This is a genomic window from Haloprofundus marisrubri (assembly GCF_001469955.1).
Classification (GTDB): Archaea; Halobacteriota; Halobacteria; order Halobacteriales; family Haloferacaceae; genus Haloprofundus; species Haloprofundus marisrubri.
The window spans coordinates 447,336-472,577 of sequence record NZ_LOPU01000029.1 but is presented as its reverse complement, the minus strand read 5'-3'; the positions used below and the strand labels follow the sequence as shown (position 1 = coordinate 472,577).

The window sequence follows — 25,242 nt, the reverse complement described above, 5'->3', positions numbered from 1 at the left end:
GTCAGTCGAACAGGCGAACGGGGTCGATTTCGTACTCCTCGAAGTAGTCGAGAAGAACGGGGAGACGCTCTCGGAGTTCTCGCGGGCGATGTGAGTCGGTGCCGACGGTGAACCCTACGTCGCGTTCGAGTAACAGTTCGAGCAGCGGCGGCGACGGATGGACCTCGCCGTACTCGCGGAGAACGCGTCCGGCGTTGATTTCGGGAACTGTCCGCGAGCGCTCGAAGGCGCTGGCGACGCGTTCGTAGTGGTCGGCCGTCGCGTAGCCGCGGAGCGCGGGGTTTCGCTCCACGAGGTCGACGTGGGCGGCGATTTCGAAGAGTTCGCTGTCGACGAGCGAGACGACCTTGTCGAAGTAGTCGTCGACGTACGCCTGCTGTTCGGCCTCCGATTTCGCCGCGAAGAAGCCCTCTGTGTGGACGTTCGTCCCTTCGAGGCGGTGGACGCTGCCGACGGCGTAGTCGAACCCGGCGTCGTCGAGGAAGGCGCGGATGTCGGTTTCGTCGCGGGGGTCGTAGTCCATCTCGACGGCGTCGAAGATGCGGAGGTCGAACTCCTCGCGGAGCGAGTCGATGGCCGCCCGTCGGCGGGGATACGTCTGGTCGAGGTTGAACCCGAGTTCGTACGTCCGCTCCCGGGCCTCCTCGCGGGAGGAGGCGTTACAGTGGTCGGCGAAGCCGACGGCGTCGAGACCGGCGTCCTCGGCGGCGCGCAGCATGCGGTAGAGGAACTTGCCGTCGGAGTACGTCGAGTGGACGTGGTAGTCGTGAGTCGGCGCCACGTTCGTCCATAGAGGGGCAGGCGGATAGCCGTTTCTGCCGCTCAAAAACACACATGATTGTTGATTGGGTTTGTGAGTCAACGAACGGCTTCGAGAGCGAAAACAGCACAGAGACAGAACAGTCCACCAACCAACACGGTACGAACGAGTCGGTCGTATCGGCCGTACTGTTTCTCGCTCGTGAACCCACCCGCAAGGCCGAGACCGACGACAATGCCGGACGTGCCCCAGAGACCCCAGAGAACCGTCGAGAGTTGCGCTGTAAGAGAGACCGACGAGAGCGACTGTGCGTCGGCGATTGTCGACCAGAGAAAGCGACTGCCGAGGAGAATACAAGCGACGCCACAGACGACTTCGACGGTTCGCTTTCGGTTCATCGTTTGCCTGTCGATAATTGCAGTTCGCAATCACGATTTCGGTCGCTCACTGCCGAATCTCGCGTCGGCCGACGGCTGACGTCAGTGGAGACGGTCCGGAAACCGAACTCCTCAGAAATCGAAGACGTGTGGCGCTCTCGCAAACGGTTGCGCGTGACGAAACGTTCTTCAACGGGCCTCGCGCACAGTCGGTATGCCGACGGAACCCGACACGGGATACAACCCGAACTTAGGGAGGAAGTTTATTTTCGTCACCGGGGGTGTGATGTCCGGACTCGGCAAAGGAATCACGGCAGCCAGCACCGGGCGCTTGCTGTCGAACGCCGGGTTCGACGTCACCGCGGTGAAGATAGACCCGTACCTGAACGTGGACGCCGGAACGATGAACCCGTACCAGCACGGCGAGGTGTACGTGCTGAAAGACGGTGGCGAGGTCGACTTGGACCTCGGGAACTACGAGCGGTTCCTCGGGGTCGACATGACCTCCGACCACAACGTCACCACGGGCAAAACGTTCCAGCACGTCATCGAGAAAGAGCGCGCCGGTGACTACCTCGGGAAGACGGTCCAAATCATCCCGCACATCACCGACGACATCAAGCGACGCGTCCGCGAGGCCGCCGAAGGCACCGACGTTTGTCTCGTCGAAGTCGGCGGGACGGTCGGTGACATCGAGTCGATGCCGTATCTCGAAGCGCTCCGGCAGTTCGCCCACGAGGAGGACGAAGACGACATTCTGTTCATGCACGTCACGCTCGTCCCCGACTCGAAAAACGGCGAGCAGAAGACGAAACCCACCCAACACAGCGTCAAAGAACTCCGGAGCATCGGACTTCAGCCGGACATCCTCATCGGGCGCAATCAGAACCGCCTCGACATCGACACGAAAGAGAAAATCGCGCTGTTCTGTGACGTTCCCACCGAGGCGGTGTTCTCGAACCCCGACGTGGACGACATCTACCACGTCCCGCTGATGGTCGAAGAAGAGGGCCTCGACGAGTACGTGATGGAACGGCTGTCTCTCGACGACGAGGCGCTTTCCCACGACGAACGCGACAGCCGATGGCGCGACCTCGTGACCCGAAATCGAGAGGGGTCCATCGACATCGCACTCGTCGGCAAGTACGACCTCGAAGACGCGTACATGTCGGTCAGAGAGTCGCTCAAACACGCCGGTATCGAGACTGGCGTCGAAGTCAACGTCCACTGGGTCGACTCCGACGAGATGCGCGACCACCACGCCGAACGGCTCAAAAACGCCGACGGCATCGTCGTCCCCGGCGGGTTCGGCTCTCGCGGCACCGAAGGCAAGATAGAGGCGATTCGCTACGCCCGTGAGAACGACGTTCCGTTCTTGGGTCTCTGTCTCGGCTTCCAGATGGCCGTCGTCGAGTACGCCCGCAACGTCCTCGGCTGGGAGGACGCCCACTCCGCGGAGTTAGACCCCGACACGGACCATCCGGTCATCGACCTGCTGCCCGAACAGTACGACCTCGAAGATATGGGTGGAACGATGCGCCTCGGCGCACACGACACCGACATCGAAGCGGGGACACTCGCTCACCGCGTCTACGGCGACGACACCTGTACTGAACGCCACCGTCACCGTTACGAGGTGAACCCCGAGTTCTTCTCGGAACTCGAATCCGGTGCGCTGACGTTCTCCGGGAAGTCAGGAAACCGTATGGAAATCGTCGAACTCGACGACCACCCGTACTTCATCGGGACGCAGTTCCACCCCGAGTACCGCTCGCGCCCGGACCGCGCGAGTCCGCCGTTCGTCGGCCTCGTCGAAGCGATTCTCGAACACACTGCGGAACTCAAAGAGGTCGAAGCCTGATGGTCGACACTGAATCTTTCATCGAAGACGCTGTCGCAGAAATCCGTGAAGAAGTCGGCGACGCCCACGCCGTCATCGCACTCTCTGGGGGCGTCGATTCGTCTGTCGCCGCCGCACTCGCCTACGAAGCTATCGGCGAGCAACTCACTCCAGTGTACGTCGACACCGGTCTGATGCGCAAAGGCGAGACGGAGGGCATCCGCGACATCTTTAGCTTCATGGAGAGCCTCCGCGTCGTCGACGCACACGAACGGTTCTTCGACGCGCTCTCGGGCGTCGTCGACCCCGAGGTCAAACGCGAGGTCATCGGCGAGCAGTTCATCCGCGAGTTCGAGCGTGAAGCCAAAGACACCGACGCCGACTACCTCGTACAGGGAACCATCTACCCCGACCGAATCGAGAGCGAGGGCGGCATCAAATCGCACCACAACGTCGGTGGACTCCCCGACGTCGTCGACTTCGAGGGCATCGTCGAACCCGTCCGCGACCTCTACAAGGACGAAGTTCGGGAAGTCGCTCGTGCACTGGACCTCGAAGAAGTCGTCGCCGAACGGATGCCGTTCCCCGGCCCCGGACTCGCCGTCCGCGTCATCGGCGAAGTCACCCAAGAGAAAGTCGAGGTGGCCCGCGAGGCGTGTCACGTCGTCGAAGAGGAACTGGAGGAGTACGACCCGTGGCAGGCGTTCGCCGCCGTCGTCGGCAAAGGGACCGGTGTGAAAGGCGACAACCGCGTCCACGGCTGGATTGTCGCCGTCCGCTCCGTCGAGAGTCGTGACGGGATGACCGCCCGCGCACAGGAACTCGACTGGGAGACGCTTCAGCGCATCCAGAGCCGAATCACCGGCACGAACGACAACGTCGCGCGCGTCGTCTACGACGTGACGCACAAACCGCCGGCGACCATCGAGTACGAGTAACTCACAACTCGACTGCCGCCTTCACAAACGGTTTCGGCACGAACGCACTCGAACAACCCTCCACACCACGAAACTCCGTACCCCACACACTCTATGAAAGCGATACTCTGCGGTCCCGACGAGAACGGACTGGCCGACGCCCTCGAAGCCGAAGGCGTCGAACTCACTCACATCGACGGCGTCGTCACCCGCCCGTCGCTCGAAGACGCCGGCGTCGTTGACGCCGAACTCGTCGTCCTCACCGACGTCGCCGAGGCGACGGCGATTCCACTGGCGAAGGAACTGAACCCGGATGTTCGGGTCGTCGTTTACGCCGAACAGTCGCTGCCGGAGTTCGCCAAAGGACAGGCCGACCTCGCGGTCGACCCGAAACTGCTCGATGCGTCCGTCGTCGCCGACGAACTCGTCTGAGCGGCGTTGTCGCCCGAGCAGCGCTACTTTCTTCCGGTTTCTCGTTCGTCTGCGACCGCTCGTTTTCCGGCCTCGATACCCGCGTCGCCGCCACCCTCGGCGTTGTACGCTTCCGCGAACGTCTCGGCGGCGTCGAGCGCCTCGTCGTCGCCGCGTACCTCGGCGAACGGTTCGACGTCACCGAAGTTCGTCGTCTCCTCGTCAGCGACGGCGAGACGGTAGGTGTCGCTCTCGGTGTGCGCGGCGTTCGGTTCCGACGGCATCGCCACGAGCGTCGCGCCGTGGTCGACGTGCCGGAAGACGGTAACCGGCCGCGGGTCGTACTTCCGGTCGATGAACTCGGGGTCGGACTCCTCGTGCCAGCCTTCCGGGAGGCGGTCTGTCTCCATCACGTTCGATACGGGGGCGAGCGGTGTAAGCGCAGGGGCCGCGTGGGTCACGCCGAAATCTCGAACAGCAAGGCCGGAGTGCGTCGAAACATCGACGCTCGAAACGCCGCAAAGCAGCGTCGACAGTTCCCCCGAGCACCCTTGGTCGTGCGTTCTGAGTACCGCCTATGAACAGACGGTAGTTCCTCCGAACGGGCGTCGGTGTCGCCGCAGGCGGCGCGCTGGCCGGATGCTCGACGGCGAACCGGACGCAGAACGCGAGCGGGAGCCTCGCCGTCGACGTCGCCGTCGGTGACGAACGCGGCGGTCTCCGGCGGGTGAGGGAGCTGTCAGTCACGTTCGGTGCGCTGAGGGTGGTCGAAGGCGACCGGTTCAGCGCGTACGATATCGGACCGACGACCGTCGAGTTTACCACGCTCGACGGCGCGTCCGAACCGGTCGCCGATATCGAACTGGAGTCGGAGACGTACGCGCTCCTCCAACTCGTGGTGAGCGAGTCGAACGTCGTCCTAAACGACGGAACGGAGGCCAGTATCGAGACGCAACCGGGCGACCCGATAACCTACGAACACGGCTTCGACGTGTTCGACGGGATGACGACGACGTTCAGCGCGAACACCGCCCCCGTCGCCGACGACAACGGTGATTCGCCGACGTATCAACTGCTTCCGGACCCCGACGAAGTGACCGTCGAGTACGGCGGGTCCTGACGCGTATCCGCTGGCGACAACGGCCGGGACGACGCCACGCTTATTCGGGCCGCCGCCGTCGTCACGGCCATGACACTCGACCGACTCGAAGACCTCGACCCAAGCGACGAAGAAGTCGAGACGGCGGAACTCGTCGTCACCGACGACGTGTTGGTGAAGACGTTCGCGCTCGGCCCCGGCGCGGAACTCTCGGCGCACGAACACGCCGACAGCACGAACGTGTTTCACGTGCTTCGCGGCACGGTAACGGTGATTCAGGGTGACGACGAGGAGGAAGTCGACGCACCGGGTGTCGTCCTCCACGAACGCGGCGTCGTCCACGGCGCGCGCAACGACACCGACGAAGTCGCCGTCTTCACCGCGAGTCTCTGTCCGCTGCCGTCGTAGAAAACACCGTCCAGCGTTGCCACCGTCGAAATCCCGATACGACGGGGCTCCGAACGGGAGACGATGACGCGCGTCACCGCCGCCGGGCGACTTCACTTCGGGTTCTGTAATCTGAGCCTCGCCCACGAGCGGTTGTACGGCGCACTTGGCGTTTCGCTCGACATCCCCCAACTCGTCGTCGACGTGAGTACTGCCGACTCGATAACCGTCGACTTTCCGCAAAACGCCGCGTTCGCCGACCCCGTCGACCGCTCCGGACCAACCGACACCCAACGTGAGACCGTCCGCGAGTACGCCACCCGAGCGACCGAAATACTCGGTGTCTCGGGTGCAGAGGTTCGCGTCGAGTCGTCGCTGCCGCGGCACGTGGGCCTCGGCAGCGGGACGCAACTGGCGCTGTCGGTGTTCGCGGGCGTCGTCGACGCGTACGACTACTCGCTCGACGTGCGGGCGAACGCGCCGGCGTTCGGTCGCGGCGGACGCTCCGGCATCGGCGTCGCCGCCTTCGAGTCCGGGGGATTCGTTCTCGACGCCGGCCATCCGACCGCACGCTTCACCGCCGACAGACCTGCAGACGGCGAGTGGGACGTACCGCCGGTGGCCGCCCGACACCGACTCCCCGACGACTGGCGGTTTCTGGTCGTTCTCCCGGACGCCGCACCGGGTAAGAGCGACGCCGACGAGGACGCGAGCATGCGTGCCGCCGTCGAACGCGCGGACCCGACCATCGCCGACCGTATTTCGGGTATCGTCGTCCGCCGGGTGCTCCCGGCCGTCGCCGACGACGCTCCCGAGCGGTTCGGCGAGGCTGTCGCGGAAATCGGCCGCCTCAACGGCGCGTGGTACGCCGACGAGCAAGGTGGCGTCTACCGCCCACCGGTCGGCGAACTCGTCGCGTCGCTCTCGGAGACGCCGGCGGTGTACGGCGCGGGACAGACCTCGTGGGGACCGGCGGTGTACGGCGTGACCGACGCTGCACGCGCCGACGCCGCTCACGAGGCCGGAGAGATAGCGCTCGAATCGGCCGGAATCGACGGCGAGGTGTTCGTCTCCGCGCCGCGGAACGAAGGCGCGCGCATCGAGCGATAATTCTCAACTATTCAGACTGTCCGCCGTAACGACTATCCCGGCGGCCTCCGACGGGCGGCCATGGAGAACATCCCCTTCGGCGTCTCGCGCTTCGACTCCATCATCGGTGGGGGCGCGCCGCCGGGCAACGTCGTCCTCCTGTCGGGGGAATCCGGGGCAGGCGCGCGGGAGTTTCTACAGACGAGTGCGGCAATGACCGCGCTGGCACACGCCAATAGCGACCTGTTCGAGTTGTACTACGGGTCGCCGGCGGCGAACACGCGACTCCCCGAGGAAGTTCACTATCTCTCGTTTACGACCGACGAGGAGTACATCGGTCGGGAGATGGCGTACACGCTGGACGACGAAATCGTCGACGCGGCACTATCGGCGATTCAGTTCCGTGACCTCTCACCGGAGTACTTCCAACTGAGTCCAATCCCGAGAGAGTGGTACGTCGGCGAGACATCGACCATCCGGGATTTGGGGACTCGACACAGCCGAGACGACGTGATGAGTGCGCTCGGCGAGTATCTCGGCGAACACGCGTCCGAAAATCTGGTCCTCGTCGACTCCATAACCGACCTCGTGGGCGCAATCTCCGACGAGATGTCGTGGTCCGACATCGCCATGGTGATGAAAGGACTCAGGAAAGCCGCCCACCAGTGGGGCGGACTCATCATCCTCTTGGTCAACGAGGAGACGCTCGGACCGAAGGAGTTGGGACTGCTGACCGACGCGGCCGGTGGGACGCTTCGCTTCCAGTGGGAGTCCGGCGGGTCGAAGCGCGCTCGGACGATGGTCGTCGAGGAGTTCCGAGGCGTCCTCTCGCGCATCGAAGGCGAGAACATCGTCAGATTCGAGGTCGAAATCGAGGACTCGGGGTTGGACGTGAGCGACGTTCGAAAGATACGGTGAGCGAAGCTTTAAGATACGCGACGAGTAGAGCTATTCCAGATGGGTGACGACCGGGCAGAACCGAACGACGAGTCGGCGTGGGAGTCGACGACACCGGTCGAGTCGAACGGCGAGATGGACGAGAAGAGCGGAGAGACTCCCGACACGCTGGGCGCTGAGGTGTTCGCCGACCTTCCGACGGACCAGTCGTCGGGCGCCGACGACGCCGCAGTCGAATCAGCACTCGACGCGTTGGCGACGCGACTGGACGGCCTCGACGAGCGTGTCGACGGCGTCCAGTCGGACGTAGACGAGAAGATAGACGACGTTCGCGGCCGCGTCGTTCAAATCAAGCGCGAGACGGACGGGAAAGCGCCGCTCGACCACGAACACCCCGAGGTTCGGCAGGCCGTAGCCGAGGCGAGTGCCGACGTGGAGGCGCTGGAACGACGCGTCGAGTCGGTCTCTTCGGACCTCGACGAGGAACTGAACGAACAGTCGGCGGCGTACGAAGAACTGGCCGCCCGCGTGGAGACGGCCGAGGAGAGACTGGCGACGCTCGCACGGGTGACCGTCGACCTCCGCGACCGAGTGCAGAACGCGGAGGCGACGGTGGCCGCTCGCGGCGAACTCGACGAGTTTCTCGAATCGGCGCACCGAAACGGCGTGAGCAAAGGTGTCTGCGCGGACTGCGGCGAGACGGTCCACCTCGGACTACTGTCGTCGCCGACGTGTCCGCACTGCGGCGCATCGTTCGCTGGCGTCACCCCGGCGAGTTGGCCGTTCGGTTCGGCGACGCTGACGACCGAGGCTGGGGCCGAGGACGAATCGAAGGAAAAAGCGGACCCAAACGCTACCGATATGACCAATTTCGATGTCTGAGGAGTCAGCCGACGACGGCGAGAGAGACGGCGAGACTACAGACAGTGCCCCTGCCGTCGACCCGTTCGAGCAGTTGGCCGACGCCGACGCCGACACCCCCAGCACCGGTACCACCGAGACCGACGTATCGGACCCGTGGGCCGAACTCGAAGCGAGCGATGCAGTCGCATCCGACGGCGTCGACACCGGAAAGTTCGAGTTCGCGGACGCCGGGACCGCCGAGTTCGACTTCTCTACGGTCGACGAGTGGGCGAACAGCGTTGACGACGGCGACACCACCTTCGACGCGCCGAACGACGAGCAGACGCCCGCCGCCGAAGCCGTCGAAGCCGACGAGGGTGAGACGTACGTCGTCTCGAAACGGCACTACTGCCAGACGTGTCCGCATTTCGAGTCGCCGCCGAACTTCGGCTGTACCCACGAGGGAACCGACATCGTCGAAACCGTCAGTTTCGAGCGCTTTCGGGTACGGAACTGCCCGATGGTCGACGACGAGAGCGACGCCGGAAGCAGTCGCCGGGCGGCGCACGCCGTCGCGGATGTATCTGGGACAAGTAGCCGGGGCGACGAAGAAGCAAACGGCTCCGACTGACCTTTTACTGCGGAGCGAATAGGCCGACGTATGCAGTTCTGCGACGACTGCGGTTCGATGATGGTGAATCAGGACGGGTCGATGGTCTGTACGAACTGCGGCGCGAGCGCCGACCGAGACGAGGAACGCGCCGCGCAGTTCGTCTCCACCGAATCCCAAACCGACAGCGAGGTCATCGAAACCGAAGAGGGCGCGGACTTCGAGGGGAAACCGACCGCCAACGACGTGACCTGCGACAAATGCGGCCACGGCGAGGCGTGGTACACCATCAAGCAGACGGCCTCTGCGGACGAACCGCCGACGCGCTTCTTCAAATGTAAGGAGTGCGGGTATCGGTGGCGCGAGTACAACTGATACCTATTTAGCGTGTTTTTCTCACGGGAATCTGCCTTTCGAGTCGGTTATCGGTTCCTGATAGTGAGTCCGATTCCCACGAACAGAATGATCACACCCAGAATCTGTAGCCAGTTCAGGTTGAGACTCCCCGAATACTCCATAGCGGGTAACAGGTAGCTCGCAGAGACCGAGAGACCGATACCGAGGAGAATCACTATCCCTTCTGGATAGTTGAACTGGAGATTCATGCGAGAACTTTGTCCCTGAACGACATATAATTGCAGGTTCGATGGTAGATTAACCGAGAAGTCACATCCCGGTTTCGACAGAGCCTCTCACTCGAACTCCGAAACCAGAAACTCACTAACTACCGTTCCCACCTTCGCCGACTGACCCACGAAGAAGTGGTCGGCTTCCATCTCGACGAGTTCACATCCCAGTTCATGCGCTCTGTCGACGATGGGTTTCCACTCGGCAGTCGTATCGCGGGTCCCGTACACCACCTGCACCGGGGCGCGAATCTCGTACAGTGCCCCCACCGCGTCGAGGCCGTGTTTCTCGCCGATTTGTGCGGCCGGGGCCAACGCGCTGACGGCCACCGGGTCCACGATGTCGCGGGTTTCCGCTGCTGCGAGCAACGAGATTGCGCCGCCGAAACTGAAGCCGAACAGCGCCACGGAGTCGTAGCGTTCGGCGGCCCAGTCGAGGGCGTTTTCGGCGTCGACCAGTTCGCCGCGGCCCTCGTCCCACTCGCCGTAGTCGAAACGGAGGCAGTCGACTCCTTCTCGATTGAGTGCGTCGGCGACGGCGACGAGGCGTTCGTCGCCGCGATGGCCGCGGTGTTGGGGGTGTGGCGGGCAGGCGACGACGACGTGGTCGGTCGTTTTCTCGCTTCTGTCGAGCGTCGCGCGAACGTCTCTGCCACCCGGAACGAGCACGGTTTCCGAATCGGTCACGCGACACCTTGTTCGCATGAGGTTTTAAGGCCAGCGTACACAAGGGGGAGGTATGGGAATACTCTCGCGGATGTCGTACGTCGTGCGGTCGAAGATTAACGCCCTCCTCAACCGCGCGGAAGACCCAACGGAGACGCTCGACTACTCGTACGAGCAGATGCGCGACGAACTGCAGGACGTCAAACAGGGAATCGCAGACCTGACTACCCAGAAGAAACGCCTCGAAATCCAGAAGCGCCGCCTCGAAGAGAACGTCGAGAAACACAACGACCAAGCGCGCGAAGCCGTCCGACAGGACCGCGAAGACCTCGCGCGGAAGGCGCTCGAGAAGAAGCAGTCGAAGATGACCCAAATCGAGGAACTCGAAGGGCAAATCGCGCAACTGCAGAACACCCAAGACGATTTGGTCGACAAGAAGAACCAGTTGGAGAACCGCATCGAGGAGTTCCGCACGAAAAAGGAGACGATGAAGGCGCGTTACGAAGCCGCCGAAGCATCCAGTCGCGTCTCCGAGGCGATGACCGGCGTCGGCGACGAGATGGAAGACGTGGGCCGCGCCATCGAACGCGCCGAGGAGCGCACCGACGAGATGGAAGCGCGTTCGGCCGCGATGGACGAACTGCAGGACACGGGCGCGTTCGACGACGCCATCTCGGACAAGGACTCCATCGACCGTGAACTCGACTCGATGCGAAGCGGCAGTGAAGTCGACACCGAACTGGAGACGCTGATGGCCGAGATGGGTAAGTCGTCGCCGAGTTCCGAAGGCGACACCGCCAGCGACGAGGAGATAGACGCCCAACTCGAAGAACTGGAGTCCTCCGAATCGTCGGAGCCTTCGGAGTCCGTCGACGCGAGCGCCGACACCGATACCGAAACCGAACTCGAAGAACTGGAGAACGAAGAGGAGTCGCGCGCGGAATAACTACCAGCAGAGCGCGAGCAGAGCGACTCCGGTCCTCGCCCTCTCCCCGCATATCCAACCGCTGCCACGAATCCTTTGTAGGTAGTAACCGTACTAAAGCCATGAGCGACGGCGACGAGCCAAGTGATACGATGCGCGGACGGGTGGGACAGAGCCGCCTCAAGCTGTGGCTGTTGATGGACGCGAGCCGATGGTTCGTCGCGGCGATTCCCCTTGGGTTGGTGTTCGCCTCGCTGGTGATTCTCGGGGTCGTCGACCCGGCACCGATTCGCGGGTCGTGGAACCTGAAAGACCCCATCGAGACGACGTTTCAAGGCTTTCTGACCGCCATCATCACCGGCGTGACGCTCGTGGTCACTATCAACCAACTCGTCCTCTCGCAGGAACTCGGCCCGCTCGGTGACCAGCGCGAGCGGATGGGCGGCGCGTTGGAGTTCCGCGAAGATGTAGAGGACGTCTTGGACGTCCCCGCCGCGCCGCCGGAGCCGTCGGCGTTTCTGCGGGCGCTCGTCGAAGGCATTCGCAACCGCGCAGAGGAACTGAAGACGACGTCTGCAGAGACGAACGGCGACAGCACCGAAGACGCCGAGAGCGCCGTCTCGGAGTACGTCGATGGTCTCGTCGGCAACGCCGACGGGGTATCCGACCAACTCGAAGAGGAGCAGTTCGGGACGTTCGACGTGCTGTTCGCCGCGTTGAACTTCAACTACTCGTGGAAGATATACGAAGGCCGCCGTCTCCGAAACCAGCACGAAGAGGCGCTCTCCACAGAGACACGCGAGCAACTCGACGAACTCATCAAGACGCTGAAATTCTTCGGCCCCGCCAGAGAGCATTTCAAGACGCTGTACTTCCAGTGGGAACTCATCAACCTCTCACGGGCGATGATGTACGCGTCGGTTCCGGCGCTCATCGTCACCACGTCGATGATTCTGTACGCCGACAACCCCGTCTCGATTCCCGGGTTTACGTTCGGTGTCGACAACGTCGTCTGGGTGGTTTCCGGCGCGGTGACCGTCGCACTCGTCCCGTTCATGATTCTGCTCTCGTACGTGCTTCGCATCGCAACCGTAGCGAAGCGCACGCTCTCTATCGGACCGTTCATCCTCCGGAGCGTCAACCGCAGCGAGGATTTGGACTGGGAGTAAGCGAAGAGAAGAGAGCGCGCCTCAGTCGGCCTGCCGCGCGCCGGTGCCGGTGTGTCCGAACTCGTCGAGGTGAATCGTTCCCTCCGAGAGGTCGACGCCCGCGTACGGGTCCGATTCGAGCAACAGCGAGCCGTCGAGGTCGGCGTAGTCGAGCAACGGTGCGAGATGACACGCGGCGGCGATGGCCGCGTTCGTCTCGACCATACAGCCGAGCATCACCTCCAACCCGTGCGCTCGGGCGGTGTGAATCATCCGCGTCGCCTCACGCAGGCCGCCACACTTCATCAGCTTGATGTTCGCAATGTCGGCGCGGTCCGCAATCTGTGGGATATCCGCGAGCGTGATGCAGGACTCGTCGGCGGCGATGGGGAGTGCGCTCCGCTCGTAAACGTACTTCAGCCCCTCGGGATTCGTCGCGGGAACCGGCTGTTCGACGAACTCGACGTCGTACCCCGCGAGCATCTCGCTTTTCTCGACGGCTTCACGCGGTGTCCACGCTTCGTTGGCGTCGATGCGGAGCGTCGCGTCGGGCGCGGCGTCGCGGACCGCTTCGACGAGTTCCTCGTCACGGTCGGTGCCGAGTTTTATCTTCAGCACGCCGTACCCCGAGTCGACCGCTTCTTCGGTCTTCTCGCGGACGCGTTCGGTCGTGTCGAGACCGATGGTAAAGGAAGAAGGAGGACACTTCTCGGCGTCGAGACCCCACATCCGGTACAGTGGGACGCCGAGTCGCTTGGCCGCGAGGTCGTGCAGCGCGATACTGACTGCACAGTGCGCCGCCGGATTCCGGTTCACTCGCTCGCGCATCCGCCGTTCGATACGGTCGAACGCGTGTGGGTCGCCGACGCGTTCGACCACGTCGAGCAGGTCGGGTAACACCGCTTCGACGGTGTCGGCCGTCTCACCGTAGTGTCTGGACGGGGCGGCCGCACCGAGACCGGTCATCCCACCGCCGTCGGTGAGTTCGACGACGACGTTCTCGGCTGTTTCCTGCGTGCTACGCGAGATAGTGAAGGGATGTTCGAGCGGGAGTTCGACTCGTTCGAAGTCGGTGGTGAGAATCACCGAAGTCCCTCCAGAATCTCGGCGCTGCCGAAACGAACGGGGTCGCTCGCGGGGACACCGAGTTCGTCCGCGTACGCCTCGACTGCTTTCTCGGCCTCGTCGTCCGACAGCGAGGAGGTGTTGAGCGCGCCCGCGACGACTTCCGTCTCGTTGACCGCCGACCCGAGCGACTCGTAGAGGTCGATATACTCCGACAGCGAGGGCAGCGAGAACGACTCGTAGCCGTGAATTACCTCCTTCCCTGCCTCGTGACAGAGCACGAGTTTGTCGGCCATCGACCCGTGGAGGATACCGCATGTGACCGCCGAGTAGGCGGGGTGGACGATGCTGCCTTGGCCTTCGACGAACAGCATCTCGTAGTCGTCGCCGATTTCGAGAATCATCTCTTCGACGGCCCCGGCGGTGAAGTCGCTCACGACGCGGTCGACGGGGTTGCCCCACCCCGAAATCATGATTCCCGTCTGGCCGGTCGGGACGAACGCCGCATCGATACCCGCTTCCGTGGCAGCCTCGACGAGTTCGAGCGTCGCGGTCATCTTCCCCACAGAGCAGTCGGTGCCGACGGTCAGAACGACCTCAGCAGAGACTTCGTCGGCGACCCCTTTCGCAACGCCGAGCGTCGGGTCGGGTTTACGAACGTCGACGAGGTCGACGCCGTGGTCGGCGGCGAGTTCCGAGAACTCCTCGTCGTCTTCGAGGAAGTAGTGGAGACCGGCGATAACGTCGCATCCGGCCTCGATGGCGGTGCGAACGTCGGGTCGCCACGTCTCGTCGAATCCGCCGCCGATAGGCGCGATGCCGACGAGAAGCGCGTCGACCGACTCGGCGTCGGGTACGTCCTCGAAGGAAGCGACGATAGGTGCGTCGGGCAGGTCCGCGCGGTGGTCGCGGACGCGCGTGCCGGCGCGGTCGCGGTCGAGTACGGCGACGATGTCGTCGTTTCCGTAGCGCATCACGCCCGTCGCGGTTTTCGCGCGGTCTGGGAATTTCTCGTGTGCGAGAACGACGATACGGCGGCTTTCGGTCCCGGCAGCGGTCATATCGGGTGCACGCGGTAAGATGTGATAAATCGGTTGCCAGCGGTGTGACGTGCCGTAACAGTCGCGTCGTCGTCTTCTGTCTGATAGCGTTGCTCAGAGGAGACGCAACTCTGTCGCCCAGAAGTCGTGAAAGCCCTCCTCCAGCGCCTCCTCCGGTGAGCCGCTCGCGTCGCTGGTCGCCGTCACGTCCACTTCGTCGCGCAACTCTCTAACCACCTCGCGGTCACCGACGAGAATCGTCGTCTCGGCGTCGCTCTCGTCGATTGCCTCCCGACATTTCTCGACGTGGTCGGCGATTTGGCCGTCGCGGATACGCTCGAAGCGAGCCTGTGAGAACCCACCTTTCGAGTGTTTCTCTTTCACGTCGCTCTCGAAGCCTCGCTGGGAGAGTCGCTCGCGGCCGTCGTACACGCCGAGTGCGAAGAGGTCCGCGCGGGCGACGGCGAACGCGAAGCGACCGGTCGGCCGAAACCACGACTCGTCCATCCGAAACGACCCACCCCACTCGCAGAACTCGTCGGGTGCGAGCGGCGGCGACAACGCTGCACCCACGAGGCCGGCGTCGTCGGTGTAGACGAGACACGGCACAGCGCGACGGACGAGCGAGGCGCGTTCGCCGAACGCGTCTTCGACAGCCTTCGGGAGCGTTTCGTCGTCGACCATCGCGGTGAGCGCCCCTTCCGGTCCCGTCCGAAACGAGCCGAGACGGTCGAGAACCTCGTCGAGACGAGCGCCGCGAAGCGTCTCCGTTCCCCGAAAGTCGAACTCCGCTTCCTCGTCGTCCTGCAAACGTTCGACTCGGTCGTCGAGTTCGGCGATACGGTCTTCGAGGCGGTTGACACGCTCTTCGGCCTCCTGTCGGGCGGTGGCGGCGTCGGCTCTGCGTTCCTCCTCGGCGGCCGCGCGGCGTTCGAGGTGGTGGTTCTTTTCCTCCAGTTCCTCGATACGCCGTTTCAACTCGGCGCGGCCGAGCAACTCGTCGAACATACCCCGAGAGGTGGTGGCCGGGGACTTCAACTGCGGGGGTCGGCGGTCAGGTTCGACGGCCACGCCGCCGGACGGTGGACGGCGACCGATTCAGGTACCCGTCGGGGCCTCGTAGCCGGCGTATCGAAGGAGTTCTTCCGCTCGCTCGGCGGTTGCGAGAAACACCCCACAGGAGTTCGGGAGGTCGTCTGTCGCCATCGATTCGGGGAGCGCGAGCGTGCCCGTCGGCACGTCGTCGTCACCGAGCACGGGGAAGTGCGTCGTGTGGAGTTTCATGACGAGCGGCGCGTCGAGTCGTTCGACCCCGTCGCCGGTGAGGTACAGTTGCTCGTTCATCCGCTCGTGGTCCGCTCGGTGAATCGTGGGGCGGTCGCAGTCGGCCGGTTCGACGTACAGTTCACCGAGGTAGTAACCGCTGGAAAATCGTTCGAACATCTGTGCGTGTGAATATCTACCATTCTCGTATATAAGAATTGCCACGAGAATTTATGTAGACGCGCAACCGTACTGCCGCGGTCGTTAAAAAGTAAGAATCGAGTGTCGAAAACCGAACTACCGGTAGACGGCGACCGATTCGAGAACGACGTCTTCGGCCGGTTTGTCGTTCTGACCGGTCGGCACCGAACCGATTTCGCGGACGACGTCCATGCCGTCGATGACCTTGCCGAACACCGAGTGGCGGCCGTCGAGGTGCGGTTGGGCGTCGAGCGTGATGAAGAACTGCGAGCCGTTCGTGTTCGGGCCGGAGTTCGCCATCGAGAGCACGCCGGGGCCGTCGTGGCCGAGTTCGTCGTGGAACTCGTCGTCGAACTGGTAGCCGGGGCCGCCGCGGCCGGTTCCGGTCGGGTCGCCACCCTGAATCATGAAGCCCTCGATGATGCGGTGGAACAGCACGTCTTCGTACAGCGGCTCACCGTCTTTCGTCTCGCCCGACTCGGGGTCGGTCCACTCTTTCTGGCCCGTCGCTAGGCCGGTGAAGTTCTCGACGGTGCGCGGAACGCGCTCCTCGAAGAGTTCGACGGTGATGTCGCCGTGGTTCGTCTTCAGTACTGCCGTCGGGTTGTCCGGGTTTTCTTGGTCGGCCATACCGGAGTCGTCGGCTCCGGAGGTCAAAAAGCCCGTTGACGTGTCGTCGTCAGAATCGTCGTTCGAGTTCTGGCTAGCGCAGCCGGCGAGTGCGACGCCGACGGAGAGACCGAGCGCACGGAGGGCACCGCGTCGAGTCGGGGGACGTGTCATGAGTTGGGTGTAGTGAGAGGCTGAAAAGAGTGGTTCGGTGTGTGCCGGTCAACTCCTCGATGCTCTCGAACAACACCCCATCGCCGCCGCCACCCGCAGTTACATCACCCCTCACGCCGAGTGAAAATCATGCACACGGCCGAGCGAATCACGCTCACGCGACTCCCGTCCGGCGTCCCGGTCGAAACGACCGTCCACACCTACGGAAGCGACGACGACGGGCCGACGCTGTACGTCCAAGCCGCCCAACACGGCCGCGAAATCAACGGCACCGAAGTCTTACGCCGATTCCACGAGCGACTGGACCACGAGGAACTCAGCGGCCGAGTAATCGCCGTCCCCGTCGCGGACCCGCTCACGTTCGACAACGTCTCGTACACGACGCCGGAAGTCGTCGACTCCGTGAATCCGAACCTCAATCGGGTTTGGCCCGGCGACGCCGACGGGTCGCTCCACCAGCGTATCGCGGCCCGCCTCTGGGAGTACGCCGGCGAGGCCGACGCCATCGTCGACCTGCATACCGGGAGTCCGGACATGCTCACCCACACGGTCTACCTGAAAGGTGACGAGGAGTGCCGCGCACTCGCGGAGGCGTTCGGGACGAATCTCCTGCTCGCCGAGGCTGCCGGCGACGACGCCGACACCGAGTGGTCCGAGCGCAACTTCGGCGGCAAGTTCCGCGTCGCCGCCACTCGGGAGGGTATTCCCTCCATCACGCCGGAACTCGCGCACAACAAGCAACTCGTCGAACCGGCCATCGAGACGGGAGTCGAAGGAATGTTCGGCGTGCTCGAACATATGGGGATGCTCGGCGGCGACAGCGGGAGCGAGACCGAGACGAACTGGGACGGCACCGTCGCGCGCAACCATCTCGGCCGGGTCACAGCGGCGGATTCGGGTCTGTTCCTCGTCGACGACGGCGTCGAACTCGGCCAGTCGGTCGCCTCGGGTGACCATCTCGGCCGCGTCTTCGACCCGACGACGTACGAAACCCTCCAAGAGGTCGAAGCCGACCGCGACGGCATCCTCTACTCGGTGGCGTTGGAGTCGACGGTGACCGCCGGCCAGACGCTCGTCGGCGTCGCGTTGCTGGACGTGGAGTAAGCCGAAACCGGTCGGACGCCGCCCCGACCACAGCGCCCAATCACTACCTCACTGCGTTCCGTACTCACCGCGATGAAGGCTGTTCAGGTCACCGAACCCGGAGAACCGTTCGAAGTCGTCGACCGAGACGTTCCAGACCCCGCCGCCGACGAAGTTCGCGTCGAAGTCGACGCCTGCGGCATCTGTCACAGCGACGTGTTCGTCAAGGAGGGCCAGTGGCCCGGCGTGGAGTACCCCCGGATTCCGGGTCACGAAGTCGCCGGGCGCATCGACGCCGTCGGCGACGACGTGGAGGCGTGGGAGGTCGGTGACCGCGTCGGCGTCGGTTGGCACGGCGGTCACTGCTTCACCTGCGACGCCTGCCGTCGCGGCAATTTCATCAACTGCGAGAACGCGAAAGTGACCGGCATCTCCTACGACGGCGGCTACGCCGAGTACATGACCGCCCCGCAGGAAGCGCTCGCGCGGATGCCCGAGGACCTCGATTCGGTCGACGCCGCGCCGCTTCTCTGCGCGGGAATTACGACGTTCAACGCGCTCAGAAACACCGACGCGCGGGCGGGCGACCTCGTCGCCGTCCAAGGCGTCGGTGGCCTCGGCCACCTCGCCATCCAGTACGCCCACGCCGCCGGGTTCGAGACGGTCGCCATCTCGCGTTCGCCCGACAAAGAGGACCTCGCGTACGACCTCGGCGCGGACCACTTCCTCGACGCTTCGGAGGTCGACCCCGCCGAGGAACTGCAGTCGATGGGCGGCGCGCGCGTCGTTCTCGGGACCGCCCCGAGCGCCGACGCGATGGAGTCGGTCGCCGGTGGACTCGGCGTCGACGGCGAACTCGTCGCCGTCGCGGTTCCCGGCGGCCCCGTCTCGGTCCCAGTTCAGCAGTTCGTCACGAGTCGCAACGCCGTGAGCGGGTGGCCCTCCGGCGACGCCCGCGACTCCCAAGACACCTTGGAGTTCAGCGACCTGCGCGACATCACGCCGGAAATCGAGATGTACGCGCTCGAAGACGCCGAAGAAGCGTACGACGCGATGTTGGACAACGAGGTTCGGTTCCGCGCAGTGTTGGTGCCGGGCGAGTAGCGGGGTGGGAGAGTAGCGGAGAGGTAATGCAGTCGATTCCGGCTTTTTGGAGCCAGTCAGATTCGTTCACGACAGAAGACATTTACCCGGTGCGCGGGAGCGACGACCATGCAGCGCCGCGCCCTCCTCGTCTCTTCGGCCTCGCTTCTCGTTGGATTGGCCGGGTGTCAGTCGCCAGCCGAGAGAAGCGGTTCGACTCGTTCACCATCGACGTCCACAACACGGACCCCGAGTGAAACGGAGACCGCGACGAACACACCGGAGCCAGCGTTGGTCGGCGACCCGCCGGGCGAGTCTCGGTTTTCCGACGAGTCGTGTCCGGGCACCGTAGCTAGCTGTTATCACGAAGCGACCGACGAGACGGCGGTGTACGTCCGACCGTCCGCAGAGCGCGCCGAGATGGGCGACAGCATCGAGTTTTCCTTGGTCAACCGAACCAACAACGCGCTCTTTTTCGGCCCGTACCACTGGGAAATCTGGCGAGAGTCCGAGGAGCGGTGGACGAACGCCGACTCGCGAGATTACGTCGAAGACCTCGGGGCCGAAATCGAGTCGGGCGACGAGTACAGTTGGACCGTCCCCATCGACACCGACGGAGACCGAACGATGAACAGCGGCCGCGCCGGTGTTGGTCTCGCCTTCGAGTCGGGACGCTACTGCTTCGGTATCGGTCCTGTCGAAGTCGTCGGCGGTAGAAGTCATGGAACGGTCGGCGCGCTGTTCGAGGTCGTCTGAGGGACTCAGAGCGACCGAATCGTCTCGCAGGTCACGTCGACGCCGATGTCCAGCGATTCCTCTTCGATGTCGAAGTACGCCGTGTGGTGGCCCGCCGGGTTCGACGCGCCGATACCGACGTACGACGCGGTCCCGCCGTTTCGCTGCACCTCGCGGATGAGATACGAGGCGTCTTCGCTCCCGCCGAACGGCTTTCTGTCTTTGATTTCGCTGACCGAATCGACGCCTTCGGCGGCGGCTTTCACCGCTTCGACCATCTCGGCGTCGTTCTCGAACGTCGTCGTCTTGCCGTAGAGACTCGTCTCGAACTCGCAGTCGTGCATCGCCGCGGCGTGTTCGACCACCGTTCGCGCCTTTCCGAGCATGTACTCGTTCAACTCAGCAGTTTCACCGCGGACTTCGACGCGCAGACGCGCCTCTTCGCTGATGACGTTTTGGGCGTTCGGCGAGTGGACCTGCCCGACGTTGATGCGGGTCACGCCGTCGGCGTGTCGCGGGATGGCGTAGAGGTTCTGGACCGCCGCGGCGAGCGCCTGCATCGCGTTTCGGCCCTCGTTCGGCGCGCCACCTGCGTGGGCGGGTTCGCCGAGGAACGTCACGTCGATCTTTGCATTGGAGAGCGGGTTGTCGTAGCCGGCGACGACGGTTCCCGTCTCCTCACCCAATCCGAGGTGAAGCGCGACCATGTGGTCGATGTCCGAGAAGTGGTCGGCTTCGCTCATCGGCTTGCCGCCGCGGCCGCCCTCTTCTGCGGGTTGGAAGAACAGTCTGAGGGTTCCGTCGAACCCTCCGTTCGCGTCGAACTCGCGGGCGATACCGACGCCGATGGCGGTGTGGCCGTCGTGGCCGCAGGCGTGCATCTCGCCGGGGTGTTTCGAGCCGAACCCCTCGCGGGCGGGGCGGTGGTCGTCGTCGGTCGCCTCCTGCCGTTCGAGGGCGTCCATGTCGACGCGGACGCCGACCGTCGGCCCGGAGCCGTCGCCGTACATTTTCGTGGCGACGAGACCCGAGATGCCGTCGAGTCGGTCGACGTACTCGTCGGGTGCGCCGAGGTCGCGGGCGCGGTCCTCGGCGGCGGCGAGGTCGTCGTCGGTGGGGACGCCGAGTCGAGCGTCCGCGTTCACGGCCTCGGGGCCGAGTTGGAGCGTGAAGCCGCGTTCGTCGAGTTCCTCGGCGACGAGTGCGGTCGTCCGGAACTCCTTCCATCCGGCTTCGGGGTAGGTGTGTAGGTCGCGTCGAATCTCCGTGAGCGAGCGGTCGGTGAGTTGCGCCATGCCTGACCGCTGTCACAGAGTGGCAAAAACGTCGTGTTCTCGGCGGTCGACGGGGGTTTTCGACGCCACTCGCCGAATCGGGGGCAAGAGAGAAATAGAGACACAGGTCCTGTGTCGTCGACTTCAGAACGCGCGAAGCTCTTCGAGCACCGCTTCGGCGCTCCCGTCGGCGATAGCCTCACGGGCCATCTCCAGTCCGGTTTCGAGGTCCTCGGCGTCTTCACGGGCGAAGATACGGAACGCCGCGTTCAGCGCGACGGCGTCGGCGAACTCGTCGTCGCGTTCGCCGGAGACGACCGCTTCGGTTATCTGCGCGGAGTCGCCCGCGACGTCGTCGACTTCGAGGTCTTCGGCGTCGAACTCCATGCCGTAGTTTTCGGTCTCTATCTCGTAGTCGGTGAACTCGCCGTCGGTCCACTCGGCGACTTTCGTGTAGCCGGGGCGGATGTCGTCGTACCCCTCCATCCCTTGGAACATGATGACGCGGTGAAGGTCGTGGAACTCGCTGGCCTCGAACGTGTCGGTCACTTTCTTGGCGAACGCGAGGTGGTAGAAGGAACCGAGGTGAACGTCGGCGTTGGCGGGGTTCGCCAGCGTCTCGATGGTGTTGACGAACGTACGGACACCCATCATGTCACGGCGCTCGAACAGGCTATCCACTGCGGGGTTGAACGCCGGTTGGTAGTAGAAGCCGAACCCGGTCTCGTCGACCATGTCGGCCGATTCCTGCGGTTCGAGTTCGGTTCGGACGCCGAGTTCGTCGAGAACGTGTTTGTACGCGTCGTGTTTCTGCGTCGGGACGCGGTCGCCCGAGTGTGTGACGACGGGCGTGCCTGCCGCGGCGGCGACGACGCCGGCAGCGACACCCAAGATGGCCGTTCTGCCTTTGCCGTCGTAGTTCGCGCCGCAGTCGACGGGGTCGGCGTCGGGTTCGGCGTACTCGACGCGCGCACACATCTCGTCGGTGTAGGCGGCGAGTTCCTCGGGGTTGTTGCGCTTCCAGCGGTTTGCAAGCCAGAACGCCCCGAGCGTCGTCGGGTCGGGTTCGCCCGCGAAGATTCGCTGTATCGCCTCGCTCGCTTGCTCGCGCGTGAGGTCGTCAGCCGATTTGTGGCCGGAGCCACAAACCTCCGTCATCAGCCGTTTCAGCGGCCATTCGCCAAACTCCTGTGTCGCGTTCGCCATGTGCGCGGCTTGGGTCGGGCCGAGCAAAAACGTCCCGCTCTCGGCTTCTGGAGCGGGCGAGGTCCCACGAGACGTGAAACTGGTTTGGATTCGTGTAATACCAGTCACTCTGTAACAGGGACTCATGTGCTCACAGTCCGAACAGCAGGGTAGATGACAGACCTCATCCCGCTGTCTCGACGAAGCCCGGCGCTCGACGCTGCCGTTTCGCTGTACTGGGACCTGTACAGCGACTCCGAGCGCGGGTGGGAGAGCCGCGCGGAAGCGGCCACACAGTTCGAGCGCCACGCGGACTATCCGGGCTACCGCGGCTTCGCGGCCGTCGAGGACGACGAGGTACTCGGGTTCGTCTACGGCTACACCTCCGCACCGGGGCAGTTCTACCACGACCAACTCGCGGGCGCACTCGGCCCGGAGCGAACCGAGCGATGGTTACGGAACTGCTTCGAGTTCGTCGAACTCGCCGTCGCCGACGACGCGAGACGGCGAGGACTGGCGACCAACCTTCACGACACCGTCCTCGACGGCCTCGCTCACGAGACGAGCGTGCTGACGACCGGTGTCGACAACGACGCCGCCCGGCAACTCTACGAACGGGAGGGCTGGGAGACGGTGTACGATTCGTTCGAACTCAACGACGGCCACCCGATGGTCGTGATGGCGAGAGAACTCCCCGAGAGCGACGCCCCGCCGTTGGTCGACGCAGTCGAGTCGACAAAATCAACGAAGGCAACGGAGACAGCAGGGACAACAGAGATGGCGGAGACGACCGACTCCGCAGAACCCCCGGAGATGGCCGAGACGGGCAGCGACGGGCGGCGCTCCGGTAGCGACGACTGACCACACCTCCCTCCCCGTAGTGATTCGCCCGACAGGACTCCGAAACTGGTAGGTTTCCTCCCTTCTAACTCCGAGCGATGGGTCCCGTAGACGCCGACTGGCGGACCGACCTCGACGCCGTCGACGCCGCCCTCGTCGACGAGTACCAAAGCGAGTTCCCCGTCGTCGAACGACCGTTCCGCGTCGTCGGCGAGGAGTTGGGTGTCTCCGAAGCCGACGCGCTCTCGCGGGTCGAACACCTCCGCGAGCAGGGTATCTTCCGACGGTTCGGCGCGGTGCTCAACCCGCCGGTCATCGGCAGTTCGACGCTCGCGGCGGTGAGAGCACCCGAGGAGCGATTCGAGGAAGTCGCCGAGATAATCAACGGCTACCAGCAGGTGAACCACAACTACCGCCGCGAGCACGAGTGGAACATGTGGTTCGTCGTCACTGCCGGCTCCAGAGCGACGCGCGACCGGATTCTCGACGAAATCGAGGAGCGAACCGGCTGTGAGGTGCTGAACCTCCCGATGCTCACCGACTACTACATCGACTTGGAGTTCCCTGTCGTCAACGACGACCGGTTCGCGCGGGAGACGCTCGCGTTTCCGGACGAGCGAGCGGCGGAGCCGCGAGCGCGCGAGAGTCTGACCGAGACGGAGGTGACCGCGACGCGCATCAGCGAGGAGGCGACGGGCGGCCTCTCCGAACTCGAAGCGAACCTGCTTCTCGAAATTCAGGACGGGTTTCCGCTGTCGGCGACGCCGTACACTGACATCGCCGAGAACATCGACGCGGACGTCGACGACGTGCTCGCAGCGGTCCAACGACTACTCGACGACGGCTGTATCAAGCGAATTGGTTGCGTCGTCAACCACGTCGTCACTGGCTTCCGGAACAACTGCATGGTGGTCTGGGACGTCCCCGACGACGAACTCGACGCCCGCGGCGAGCAGGTCGGGTCGCTGCCGTACGTGACGCTCTGTTACCACCGCCCGCGACGCCCCGAACAGGAGTGGCCGTACAATCTCTTCACGATGATTCACGGCCGCGAAGCCGACGTCGTCGACGAGAAGATAGACGAACTCGCGTCGGAGTATCTGCCGTTCGACCACGAACGGCTCTACTCCACGGAGACGCTCAAACAGACGGGCGCGCAGTACGACGAACTCGTCGGTGACGAGACGTGACGCGAGCAAAGAGGACAGTAAAGCAAGTCGAGAGCGAGGCAGAGCGCAGAGATGCCTTCGGCGTCCGCGAGGCGGTGTTCGTCGACGAGCAGGACGTTCCCGAGGAACTGGAGTGGGACGAGTACGACGACGAGGCGATTCACTTCGTCGCATACGACGGCGAGACGGCCGTGGGCGTCGCGCGTCTGCGACGCGTCGGCGACGGGGATACGGTCGGCGATGACGACGGCGAGGACGGTGCTGACGCCGTCGGCAAACTCGAACGCGTCGCCGTGTTGGAATCGAACCGCGGTGAGGGGTGGGGCAAGAGACTCGTCGTCGTCGCCGAGCGAGTCGCCCGCGAGGAGGGATTCGCCGAACTCCGCCTCCACGCACAGACGCACGTCGAGTCGTTTTACGAGTCCTTGGGCTACGAGACGACGAGCGACGTGTTCGAGGAGGCGGGCATCCCGCACGTCGAGATGGAGAAGTCGCTGTAAGCCCGAGGCTTCGAACGCGAGACCGACAGACGAAAGTCCGACCTTCCACTACTTCGAGACGATGAGCGACGACGGCGTCACGAAGCCGAGCGAGTTCGGCGGCGAGGGTCCTCCCGTAGCGGAGAAACCGTACAAGATAATATTCGAGGCGAACAAGTGCTTCGGGGCCGGCCGATGTGCGGAAGTCGCCGACAACTGGGAGATGGACCTCGCCTCCGGACTGGCGAAGGCGAAGTCGTACTACATCGGCGAGGACGAACTCGACGAAAACGTCCGGGCCGCGGAGGTCTGCCCGGCGAAAAAAGGCGACGGCGTCATCCACGTCATCGACCGCCGGACCGACGAGGAAATCGCACCGAACCCCCACGGCGACGGGACACTGAGCGTCGACTGGTAGCGCGGGCACGAGAAGCCGACCCGTTCGGA

At 64.1% G+C, this 25,242-nt stretch carries 30 protein-coding genes; 19 read left to right on the top strand and 11 right to left on the bottom strand.

Going from position 1 to position 25,242, the window contains the following annotated elements; all coding sequences use genetic code 11:
- Position 1: 1 nt before the first annotated feature.
- A complete protein-coding gene (locus AUR64_RS12805; protein WP_205628405.1) occupies positions 2 to 781 on the bottom strand; it encodes a PHP domain-containing protein in 780 nt (259 codons plus the stop codon).
- 77 nt (positions 782 to 858) lie between these two features.
- Positions 859 to 1,158, bottom strand: coding sequence for a hypothetical protein (locus AUR64_RS12800; protein ID WP_058582335.1), 300 nt, complete (start codon positions 1,156 to 1,158; stop codon positions 859 to 861).
- Between the two features lie 193 nt (positions 1,159 to 1,351).
- On the opposite strand from AUR64_RS12800, the gene pyrG reads away from it, so the two are divergent.
- The 3 genes from pyrG to AUR64_RS12785 all read left to right on the top strand — a co-directional run bounded on the left by pyrG (position 1,352) and on the right by AUR64_RS12785 (position 4,326).
- Positions 1,352 to 2,998, top strand: coding sequence for a glutamine hydrolyzing CTP synthase (pyrG, locus tag AUR64_RS12795; RefSeq protein WP_058582334.1), 1,647 nt, complete (start codon positions 1,352 to 1,354; stop codon positions 2,996 to 2,998).
- Positions 2,998 to 3,915: a glutamine-hydrolyzing GMP synthase gene (gene guaA / locus AUR64_RS12790; RefSeq protein WP_058582333.1), complete on the top strand. Its 918-nt coding sequence runs from the start codon at positions 2,998 to 3,000 to the stop codon at positions 3,913 to 3,915. The genes pyrG and guaA overlap by 1 nt, the downstream gene beginning before the upstream one ends.
- A 93-nt stretch (positions 3,916 to 4,008) precedes the next feature.
- Positions 4,009 to 4,326: a DUF7126 family protein gene (locus AUR64_RS12785; RefSeq protein ID WP_058582332.1), complete on the top strand. Its 318-nt coding sequence runs from the start codon at positions 4,009 to 4,011 to the stop codon at positions 4,324 to 4,326.
- Positions 4,327 to 4,349: 23 nt separating this feature from the next.
- On the opposite strand, the gene AUR64_RS12780 is transcribed toward AUR64_RS12785, so the two are convergent.
- Positions 4,350 to 4,715 carry a hypothetical protein gene (locus tag AUR64_RS12780; RefSeq protein WP_058582331.1) on the bottom strand — a complete coding sequence of 122 codons (366 nt, stop codon included), beginning with the start codon at positions 4,713 to 4,715 and terminating at the stop codon, positions 4,350 to 4,352.
- A gap of 317 nt (positions 4,716 to 5,032) precedes the next feature.
- Between AUR64_RS12780 and AUR64_RS12775 the strand changes: the two genes are divergently transcribed.
- The 7 genes from AUR64_RS12775 (at position 5,033) to AUR64_RS12745 (ending at position 9,605) form a co-directional block, all read left to right on the top strand.
- Entirely contained in the window at positions 5,033 to 5,425 is a 393-nt protein-coding gene (locus tag AUR64_RS12775; protein ID WP_155120608.1) for a hypothetical protein, read from the top strand.
- Positions 5,426 to 5,494: 69 nt separating this feature from the next.
- Complete coding sequence (locus AUR64_RS12770) at positions 5,495 to 5,812, top strand: cupin domain-containing protein (RefSeq protein ID WP_058582329.1); 318 nt, start codon at positions 5,495 to 5,497, stop codon at positions 5,810 to 5,812.
- A gap of 63 nt (positions 5,813 to 5,875) precedes the next feature.
- Complete coding sequence (locus tag AUR64_RS12765; RefSeq protein WP_058582328.1) at positions 5,876 to 6,901, top strand: beta-ribofuranosylaminobenzene 5'-phosphate synthase family protein; 1,026 nt, start codon at positions 5,876 to 5,878, stop codon at positions 6,899 to 6,901.
- 60 nt (positions 6,902 to 6,961) lie between these two features.
- Entirely contained in the window at positions 6,962 to 7,798 is an 837-nt protein-coding gene (locus tag AUR64_RS12760; protein WP_058582327.1) for an RAD55 family ATPase, read from the top strand.
- 39 nt (positions 7,799 to 7,837) lie between these two features.
- Positions 7,838 to 8,659, top strand: coding sequence for a hypothetical protein (locus AUR64_RS12755; protein WP_058582326.1), 822 nt, complete (start codon positions 7,838 to 7,840; stop codon positions 8,657 to 8,659).
- Positions 8,652 to 9,251: a hypothetical protein gene (locus AUR64_RS12750; RefSeq protein WP_058582325.1), complete on the top strand. Its 600-nt coding sequence runs from the start codon at positions 8,652 to 8,654 to the stop codon at positions 9,249 to 9,251. Before AUR64_RS12755 ends, AUR64_RS12750 begins: the two co-directional genes overlap by 8 nt.
- Before the next feature lie 30 nt (positions 9,252 to 9,281).
- A complete protein-coding gene (locus tag AUR64_RS12745) occupies positions 9,282 to 9,605 on the top strand; it encodes a transcription factor S (RefSeq protein WP_058582324.1) in 324 nt (107 codons plus the stop codon).
- 317 nt (positions 9,606 to 9,922) lie between these two features.
- Here AUR64_RS12745 and AUR64_RS12735 read toward each other — a convergent pair whose 3' ends face one another.
- Entirely contained in the window at positions 9,923 to 10,543 is a 621-nt protein-coding gene (locus tag AUR64_RS12735) for an alpha/beta hydrolase (RefSeq protein WP_240479608.1), read from the bottom strand.
- Positions 10,544 to 10,595: 52 nt separating this feature from the next.
- Between AUR64_RS12735 and AUR64_RS12730 the strand changes: the two genes are divergently transcribed.
- Both AUR64_RS12730 and AUR64_RS12725 read left to right on the top strand, forming a co-directional pair.
- On the top strand, positions 10,596 to 11,468 hold the full coding sequence (locus tag AUR64_RS12730; RefSeq protein ID WP_058582321.1) for a PspA/IM30 family protein: 873 nt from the start codon (positions 10,596 to 10,598) through the stop codon (positions 11,466 to 11,468).
- Positions 11,469 to 11,569: 101 nt separating this feature from the next.
- Positions 11,570 to 12,616 (top strand): hypothetical protein, encoded by a 1,047-nt coding sequence (locus tag AUR64_RS12725; protein WP_058582320.1) that lies wholly within the window; start codon positions 11,570 to 11,572, stop codon positions 12,614 to 12,616.
- Positions 12,617 to 12,637: 21 nt separating this feature from the next.
- Here the strand turns inward: AUR64_RS12725 and AUR64_RS12720 are convergent, their stop codons facing one another.
- The 5 genes from AUR64_RS12720 to AUR64_RS12700 form a co-directional block, all read right to left on the bottom strand.
- Positions 12,638 to 13,681: a dipeptide epimerase gene (locus AUR64_RS12720; protein WP_058582319.1), complete on the bottom strand. Its 1,044-nt coding sequence runs from the start codon at positions 13,679 to 13,681 to the stop codon at positions 12,638 to 12,640.
- Positions 13,678 to 14,721 carry a DUF1611 domain-containing protein gene (locus tag AUR64_RS12715; protein WP_058582318.1) on the bottom strand — a complete coding sequence of 348 codons (1,044 nt, stop codon included), beginning with the start codon at positions 14,719 to 14,721 and terminating at the stop codon, positions 13,678 to 13,680. Before AUR64_RS12715 ends, AUR64_RS12720 begins: the two co-directional genes overlap by 4 nt.
- Positions 14,722 to 14,814: 93 nt before the next feature.
- Entirely contained in the window at positions 14,815 to 15,708 is an 894-nt protein-coding gene (locus AUR64_RS12710; protein ID WP_058582317.1) for a Vms1/Ankzf1 family peptidyl-tRNA hydrolase, read from the bottom strand.
- A gap of 90 nt (positions 15,709 to 15,798) precedes the next feature.
- Complete coding sequence (locus tag AUR64_RS12705) at positions 15,799 to 16,143, bottom strand: DUF5802 family protein (protein WP_058582316.1); 345 nt, start codon at positions 16,141 to 16,143, stop codon at positions 15,799 to 15,801.
- A gap of 117 nt (positions 16,144 to 16,260) precedes the next feature.
- Entirely contained in the window at positions 16,261 to 16,794 is a 534-nt protein-coding gene (locus tag AUR64_RS12700) for a peptidylprolyl isomerase (protein WP_058582711.1), read from the bottom strand.
- Between the two features lie 282 nt (positions 16,795 to 17,076).
- Between AUR64_RS12700 and AUR64_RS12695 the strand changes: the two genes are divergently transcribed.
- The 3 genes from AUR64_RS12695 to AUR64_RS20545 all read left to right on the top strand — a co-directional run bounded on the left by AUR64_RS12695 (position 17,077) and on the right by AUR64_RS20545 (position 19,869).
- Positions 17,077 to 18,051, top strand: coding sequence for a succinylglutamate desuccinylase/aspartoacylase family protein (locus tag AUR64_RS12695; protein ID WP_058582315.1), 975 nt, complete (start codon positions 17,077 to 17,079; stop codon positions 18,049 to 18,051).
- A 72-nt stretch (positions 18,052 to 18,123) separates the two neighbouring features.
- A complete protein-coding gene (locus AUR64_RS12690; RefSeq protein WP_058582314.1) occupies positions 18,124 to 19,134 on the top strand; it encodes an alcohol dehydrogenase in 1,011 nt (336 codons plus the stop codon).
- Between the two features lie 108 nt (positions 19,135 to 19,242).
- The gene (locus AUR64_RS20545) at positions 19,243 to 19,869 is read left to right on the top strand and encodes a hypothetical protein (protein WP_155120607.1); all 627 of its coding nucleotides are present in this window, start codon (positions 19,243 to 19,245) and stop codon (positions 19,867 to 19,869) included.
- A gap of 5 nt (positions 19,870 to 19,874) precedes the next feature.
- Here AUR64_RS20545 and AUR64_RS12680 read toward each other — a convergent pair whose 3' ends face one another.
- On the bottom strand, positions 19,875 to 21,143 hold the full coding sequence (locus tag AUR64_RS12680) for an amidohydrolase (protein WP_058582312.1): 1,269 nt from the start codon (positions 21,141 to 21,143) through the stop codon (positions 19,875 to 19,877).
- A 123-nt stretch (positions 21,144 to 21,266) separates the two neighbouring features.
- Complete coding sequence (locus AUR64_RS12675) at positions 21,267 to 22,328, bottom strand: anthranilate phosphoribosyltransferase (protein ID WP_058582311.1); 1,062 nt, start codon at positions 22,326 to 22,328, stop codon at positions 21,267 to 21,269.
- A gap of 153 nt (positions 22,329 to 22,481) precedes the next feature.
- Here AUR64_RS12675 and AUR64_RS12670 point away from each other — a divergent pair, with 153 nt between their 5' ends.
- The 4 genes from AUR64_RS12670 (at position 22,482) to AUR64_RS12655 (ending at position 25,213) form a co-directional block, all read left to right on the top strand.
- On the top strand, positions 22,482 to 23,168 hold the full coding sequence (locus AUR64_RS12670) for a GNAT family N-acetyltransferase (protein WP_058582310.1): 687 nt from the start codon (positions 22,482 to 22,484) through the stop codon (positions 23,166 to 23,168).
- 77 nt (positions 23,169 to 23,245) lie between these two features.
- Positions 23,246 to 24,337 (top strand): siroheme decarboxylase subunit beta, encoded by a 1,092-nt coding sequence (gene ahbB / locus AUR64_RS12665; protein WP_058582309.1) that lies wholly within the window; start codon positions 23,246 to 23,248, stop codon positions 24,335 to 24,337.
- Complete coding sequence (locus AUR64_RS12660; protein ID WP_058582308.1) at positions 24,334 to 24,816, top strand: GNAT family N-acetyltransferase; 483 nt, start codon at positions 24,334 to 24,336, stop codon at positions 24,814 to 24,816. Before ahbB ends, AUR64_RS12660 begins: the two co-directional genes overlap by 4 nt.
- Before the next feature lie 61 nt (positions 24,817 to 24,877).
- The gene (locus AUR64_RS12655; RefSeq protein WP_058582307.1) at positions 24,878 to 25,213 is read left to right on the top strand and encodes a ferredoxin; all 336 of its coding nucleotides are present in this window, start codon (positions 24,878 to 24,880) and stop codon (positions 25,211 to 25,213) included.
- The last annotated feature ends 29 nt before the right edge of the window (positions 25,214 to 25,242 follow it).

What these genes read in the sequence shown, in the direction of transcription:
- AUR64_RS12745 (WP_058582324.1), top strand. Translation starts at nt 9,282, where the DNA reads ATGCAGTTCTGCGACGACTGCGGTTCGATGATGGTGAATCAGGACGGG.
- AUR64_RS12765 (WP_058582328.1), top strand. Translation starts at nt 5,876, where the DNA reads ATGACGCGCGTCACCGCCGCCGGGCGACTTCACTTCGGGTTCTGTAAT.
- AUR64_RS12760 (WP_058582327.1), top strand. Translation starts at nt 6,962, where the DNA reads ATGGAGAACATCCCCTTCGGCGTCTCGCGCTTCGACTCCATCATCGGT.
- AUR64_RS12770 (WP_058582329.1), top strand. Translation starts at nt 5,495, where the DNA reads ATGACACTCGACCGACTCGAAGACCTCGACCCAAGCGACGAAGAAGTC.
- AUR64_RS12655 (WP_058582307.1), top strand. Translation starts at nt 24,878, where the DNA reads ATGAGCGACGACGGCGTCACGAAGCCGAGCGAGTTCGGCGGCGAGGGT.
- AUR64_RS20545 (WP_155120607.1), top strand. Translation starts at nt 19,243, where the DNA reads ATGCAGCGCCGCGCCCTCCTCGTCTCTTCGGCCTCGCTTCTCGTTGGA.
- AUR64_RS12675 (WP_058582311.1), bottom strand. Translation starts at nt 22,328, where the DNA reads ATGGCGAACGCGACACAGGAGTTTGGCGAATGGCCGCTGAAACGGCTG.
- AUR64_RS12690 (WP_058582314.1), top strand. Translation starts at nt 18,124, where the DNA reads ATGAAGGCTGTTCAGGTCACCGAACCCGGAGAACCGTTCGAAGTCGTC.
- AUR64_RS12670 (WP_058582310.1), top strand. Translation starts at nt 22,482, where the DNA reads ATGACAGACCTCATCCCGCTGTCTCGACGAAGCCCGGCGCTCGACGCT.
- AUR64_RS12755 (WP_058582326.1), top strand. Translation starts at nt 7,838, where the DNA reads ATGGGTGACGACCGGGCAGAACCGAACGACGAGTCGGCGTGGGAGTCG.
- AUR64_RS12705 (WP_058582316.1), bottom strand. Translation starts at nt 16,143, where the DNA reads ATGTTCGAACGATTTTCCAGCGGTTACTACCTCGGTGAACTGTACGTC.
- AUR64_RS12800 (WP_058582335.1), bottom strand. Translation starts at nt 1,158, where the DNA reads ATGAACCGAAAGCGAACCGTCGAAGTCGTCTGTGGCGTCGCTTGTATT.
- AUR64_RS12785 (WP_058582332.1), top strand. Translation starts at nt 4,009, where the DNA reads ATGAAAGCGATACTCTGCGGTCCCGACGAGAACGGACTGGCCGACGCC.
- AUR64_RS12780 (WP_058582331.1), bottom strand. Translation starts at nt 4,715, where the DNA reads ATGGAGACAGACCGCCTCCCGGAAGGCTGGCACGAGGAGTCCGACCCC.
- AUR64_RS12725 (WP_058582320.1), top strand. Translation starts at nt 11,570, where the DNA reads ATGAGCGACGGCGACGAGCCAAGTGATACGATGCGCGGACGGGTGGGA.
- ahbB (WP_058582309.1), top strand. Translation starts at nt 23,246, where the DNA reads ATGGGTCCCGTAGACGCCGACTGGCGGACCGACCTCGACGCCGTCGAC.
- AUR64_RS12695 (WP_058582315.1), top strand. Translation starts at nt 17,077, where the DNA reads ATGCACACGGCCGAGCGAATCACGCTCACGCGACTCCCGTCCGGCGTC.
- pyrG (WP_058582334.1), top strand. Translation starts at nt 1,352, where the DNA reads ATGCCGACGGAACCCGACACGGGATACAACCCGAACTTAGGGAGGAAG.
- guaA (WP_058582333.1), top strand. Translation starts at nt 2,998, where the DNA reads ATGGTCGACACTGAATCTTTCATCGAAGACGCTGTCGCAGAAATCCGT.
- AUR64_RS12710 (WP_058582317.1), bottom strand. Translation starts at nt 15,708, where the DNA reads ATGTTCGACGAGTTGCTCGGCCGCGCCGAGTTGAAACGGCGTATCGAG.
- AUR64_RS12730 (WP_058582321.1), top strand. Translation starts at nt 10,596, where the DNA reads ATGGGAATACTCTCGCGGATGTCGTACGTCGTGCGGTCGAAGATTAAC.
- AUR64_RS12750 (WP_058582325.1), top strand. Translation starts at nt 8,652, where the DNA reads ATGTCTGAGGAGTCAGCCGACGACGGCGAGAGAGACGGCGAGACTACA.
- AUR64_RS12700 (WP_058582711.1), bottom strand. Translation starts at nt 16,794, where the DNA reads ATGGCCGACCAAGAAAACCCGGACAACCCGACGGCAGTACTGAAGACG.
- AUR64_RS12680 (WP_058582312.1), bottom strand. Translation starts at nt 21,143, where the DNA reads ATGGCGCAACTCACCGACCGCTCGCTCACGGAGATTCGACGCGACCTA.
- AUR64_RS12715 (WP_058582318.1), bottom strand. Translation starts at nt 14,721, where the DNA reads ATGACCGCTGCCGGGACCGAAAGCCGCCGTATCGTCGTTCTCGCACAC.